General features: G+C 61.8%; 3 protein-coding genes. All 3 read right to left on the reverse strand.

Features of this window, described 5'->3' with window-relative positions; all coding sequences use genetic code 11:
• Window positions 1–2,160, reverse strand: a 2,160-nt coding sequence (locus OXG98_10220; protein ID MCY3772379.1) for an efflux RND transporter permease subunit, incomplete at its 3' end; no start/stop codon positions are given.
• 7 nt (window positions 2,161–2,167) lie between these two features.
• Window positions 2,168–3,442, reverse strand: a complete 1,275-nt coding sequence (locus tag OXG98_10225; protein MCY3772380.1) for an HlyD family efflux transporter periplasmic adaptor subunit — start codon at window positions 3,440–3,442, stop codon at window positions 2,168–2,170.
• A partial coding sequence (locus OXG98_10230; GenBank protein ID MCY3772381.1) for a TolC family protein occupies window positions 3,439–4,272 on the reverse strand: 834 nt, incomplete at its 5' end. The genes OXG98_10230 and OXG98_10225, both read right to left, overlap by 4 nt.

Raw genomic sequence — 4,272 nt, forward strand, 5'->3', positions numbered from 1 at the left:
AATATCACGCACCCCGGCATACCCGGCCAGGGTCTGGGCCAACTCCGTTGCCGCCGCCTCCAGCGTGGGCCGGTCGCGGTGCGTCAACTGAATGTCGATATCCGCCCCCTCGCTCACATTCGTTTCGGCCTCAAAGGTCAGGGTTTCGATGCCGGCAATATGCCTGCTCGCCGCCCGCCAAGCGTCCACAAATTCCAGGCTACCAATCTCGCGCTGATCCGACGATACGAGCGAGACCTGCACGCCCACCAAGTGACTTCCCCCTACGCCCTCGGCACGCGGAGGCCCGAACGACGGCAGGGACGCACCGATCAGAGCATACGTACCCTCGAGGATGTCCGCTCCTCCGTGTTCCTCAACGGTGGTCGCGGCAGCGGTGAGCAGTTGATGCTGAACACGCCGGGCGGTCTCCATCGGCACCCCAAACGGCAGCGTCGCCTGAGCAGCGACGACATCGGTATCAATACGCGGAATAAAGCTGAACGGAACGTGGCCCCCACCGATCGCACCGCCCGCTAGAATCAGCAGTGCGATACCAGTGGCGAGCGTCGTGTACCGGTTGGCCAGGGCGAGGCGTAAGAACGGCTGATAGCCCTGCTTCATGCAGCGCTGTAAGAGGTCGTTAAAAATGCGGCGTGGCTTCCCGAGTACAGCCCACACCCGATTCTCTTGTGTCTGGTGCGACAGATGGGCGGGCAGAATGAAGAGCGATTCAATGAGCGAGACCACAAATACGGCCACCACAACCGCCGGAATCTGGCCAAAGAATCTGCCGAATGTCCCCGGTACAAAGGCCAGCGGCAAAAACGCCACGATATTGGTCAACACGGCAAACAGCACCGGCCCGGCAATGTCTCTGGCCCCTTCGATCGCGGCTGGCAAAAAAGGCATCCCTCGCTCACGCCGTTCATACACGTTTTCCCCGACGACCACCGCGTCATCGACCACAATGCCCAGGGTAATAATAAAGGCAAAGAGCGAGATCATGTTAATCGAGGCACCGGTCAGCGGCAGAAAAAGAAACGAACCTAAAATGGAGATGGGAATGCCCAAGGTCACCCAAAAGGCCAGCTTCGGGTCGAGGAAGATTCCCAATAGCAACAAGACCAGGACCAAGCCCAGAAAGGCGTTTTTCACCAACAGATTGACCCGATCACGGTAGACTTCGGACCGGTCGTTCCAGACGGTCAATCCAATTCCGGGCGGCAGATCAGTCTCGATTTCGGCCACATAGGCCCGGACGATGTCGGAGACCGACTGCGGGCTTTCATTGCCGACGCGGAAAACCTGGAGCCGGACCGCGCGTTGCCCGTTGAAAGCCGCCTCCACGTCGGTCTCCTCAAAGCCGTCATGAATATGGGCAATATCGCCCACCAGAATCTGCGAGCCGTCCGATGCCGCCGCGACCGGGATATTGGCGTACTCGCGGGCAAAGTCACGGCGTTCCTGGGTGCGCAGCAGCACTTCACCGCCTGGGGCTTTCACCCCACCGGCCGGGAGTTCAATCGCCGCTTCCCGTACCTCACGGGCAATGCGATCGAGGGTCAGATTATAGGCCCGCAGGTTGCGCTGCGGGACCTCCAGACTGATCTCCAGCGGTCTGGCGGCCGCCAACTCAATCAGGGTCACGCCGGACCGTTGCAACAATTCGTCTCGAATACGCTCGGCCAAATCGCGCAGGGTCTGCTCATCCTGCGAGCCATGCACCAGCAGAGTCAACACCAGGTTGCGCAGCTTGGACAGGCTGACGATCGGCCGTTCCGCTTCCTCGGGAAAGGACAGAATGCTGTCCACTGCGTTTTTGACGTCCTGGAGCGCCTTGCCCGTATCCGCGCCAGTCAGCAGTTCAATAGTCACCTTGGCGCGGCTTTCGGTCGCCGTAGCTCGCACCTCCTTGACTCCGTCCAGCCCCCGCACCTCGTCTTCGATGGACAGAATAACACCCTGCTCGACTTCCGCGGGGCTGGCTCCACGATGCAGCACGGAGACGGTAATGGTATCGGCGGTGAACTCGGGGAAAATTTCCTGTTTGACCCGCGTGCTGAGAAGGAGGCCACCCACGAGAAACAGCAGCATCATCAGATTGGCGGCCACATGGTTACGCGCCATCCAGGCGATTGGGCCGCCGACATGCGGCGCGGTGTCAACAGTGTCGGCCACGGAAGACTTATTCCTCGTCCGTACGCTCGGTCGTCGGGACCGGCTCAGCAGCCGCAGCCTGCAACCGCATCCCCGGCAGCGCGGCTGGCAGTGAGCTGATGACGACTTGGTCGCCGTCCGCCAGACCGGCGCGAATCAGCACCGAGTCCCGCCGCCTGAGCGCCACCTCTACCTGCCGAATTTCCAATTCTCCCTGCGCGTTATACACCCACACGCGCTCTTCTTCACGCAGGCTACCACGAGGCAGGACAATCGCCTGGGGCAGGGTCGGACCGAGGATCTCCACCCTGACATACTCTCCGAGCAGCAGGGACGAGCGGTGCCTCTCACCGGGCCTGTCCTGAGCCCGGTCGAAGGGCTCCAGACCAAGTGGGTCCGTGACGAGGACCAGCACCCGGGCCACGTCGCCAAGCAGACGTTCGACCCATCCCGTCCACTGGACGGTTTCTCCGTTCCCAAGGTCGCGTATAATACGGACAGTGGAACCTTTTACCGCAGCATCCGGGAGGTGCTCAGACAGTTGCGATCCGGCAGCATTCGGGAATTCCACCCAGCCGAGTTGATTGAGCGGCACACTCACTTCGACCCGAAACGCATCGGTACACACCAAGGTCGCAACCGCACTCCGCGCGTTGACCAATTGCCCGACTTCGACCGTCTCCTTCAACACCAGGGCGTTGCACGGCGCCGAGACCACCGTTCGGGTCAGGTTCAACTCGGCCTGGGCCAGACGACTCCTGGCCGCGTCCACCGCGGCCCGCTTCTCTTTGAGATGGGGCTGGCGCAGCGCCAAGAGCCGTCCCATCTCACTGGTCTCGATGGACGGCTCCAGCAGGTCCCATTCCTGATGGGCAACGACCTGATTGCCCTGTTCGACTTGCAGCTCGAATTCCGCTCGCGCCAGATTGCCCCGCTCGGCATCGACCGCCAGGCGATAATCCTGCGGGTCAATCTTGAGCAGCACCTCGCCCGCCCGGACCAGGCCACCGTCGATCAGATCGTTATGCTGAGCAATGACATAGCCCTCGACCCGGGGGAAGAGGGTCAGTTCACGATGGGCTCGAACGGTGCCGTATGCCTGGAGTCTGGCTTGCTCATCCTGGGCGTGAACGGTAATCACCTCCACCAGCGTGGGCACGGCCTCGTGGGCGACCCTGGGGACCGGAGGCCGGCTTGCGATCAGCGCACGGGCGCCCAGCATGCCGACAATGAGAATGAGCAGCGGCAGTCCAAACCGGAACAGACGCATCGCCCACGCTTTCCCCCCTGCGGCTCGTTTCACAGCCGTCCTCCTGGGAGAACAGCCGGATCGGACGAGGCGGCCAAGCGGATAGCGTTCGGTGCTTCTAGGGTCTCCGTCCACTTGCCGCCTAAGGCGCGGTAGAGTTCGGCCCGCCGGCTCAGCAGGGTTTTTCGCTCGCTAATCACCCGACGCTGAAGGGCCTGGAGCGATTGTACCGCCACGAGCACATTGAGGTAATCAATAAGACCGTGGGTATAGCGCGAGCGGGAGACATCCAGCGTTGACTGGGCAAGGGTTATTTGCCGCTCAAGATTGCGTATGAGCTCTCGTTGCTGACGTTCCTGGACCAAGGCGTCTTCAATCTCGCGCAGGGCCGTCAGATACGTCTGCCCAAAGCGGTCGAGCAATTCCTGAACCCGCGCCTTTTGCCGAACCACCTCGTTCCGGCGGCGGCCCCCATCAACCAAAGGCGTGATCATATCACCGATCAGCGAACCGATTTCCTGACGAAAGAAGGTGTCCCAACTCCGCGCGCTGAACTCGTAGGACAACTGCAACACCAAACGGGGCAAGCGTTCGGCCACGGCCGCGGCAACCCGGTAGTCCGCGGATTGGAGCCGGAGTTGGGCGGCCTGCAGATCCGGACGGGATACGAGCAGCATGACAGGGGAAACCAGTTGTGGAAACGGCGGCAGCTCGGGCAGCGACCTGCCGGGCGCCAACTCATCAAGTGAGCCCGGCACACGGCCGAGGAGGACCGCAAGCTGATTGAGAGCCGTCTCCAGAAACGATTGGACAACCGGCACCTGAGCTTGGGTGTCGGCAAGCTGCTGCCGTTGCTGCAACACATTGACGGCAGAGCCCGTCCC

Source organism: Gemmatimonadota bacterium (assembly GCA_026706345.1).
Taxonomy (GTDB): Bacteria; JAAXHH01; JAAXHH01; order JAAXHH01; family JAAXHH01; genus JAAXHH01.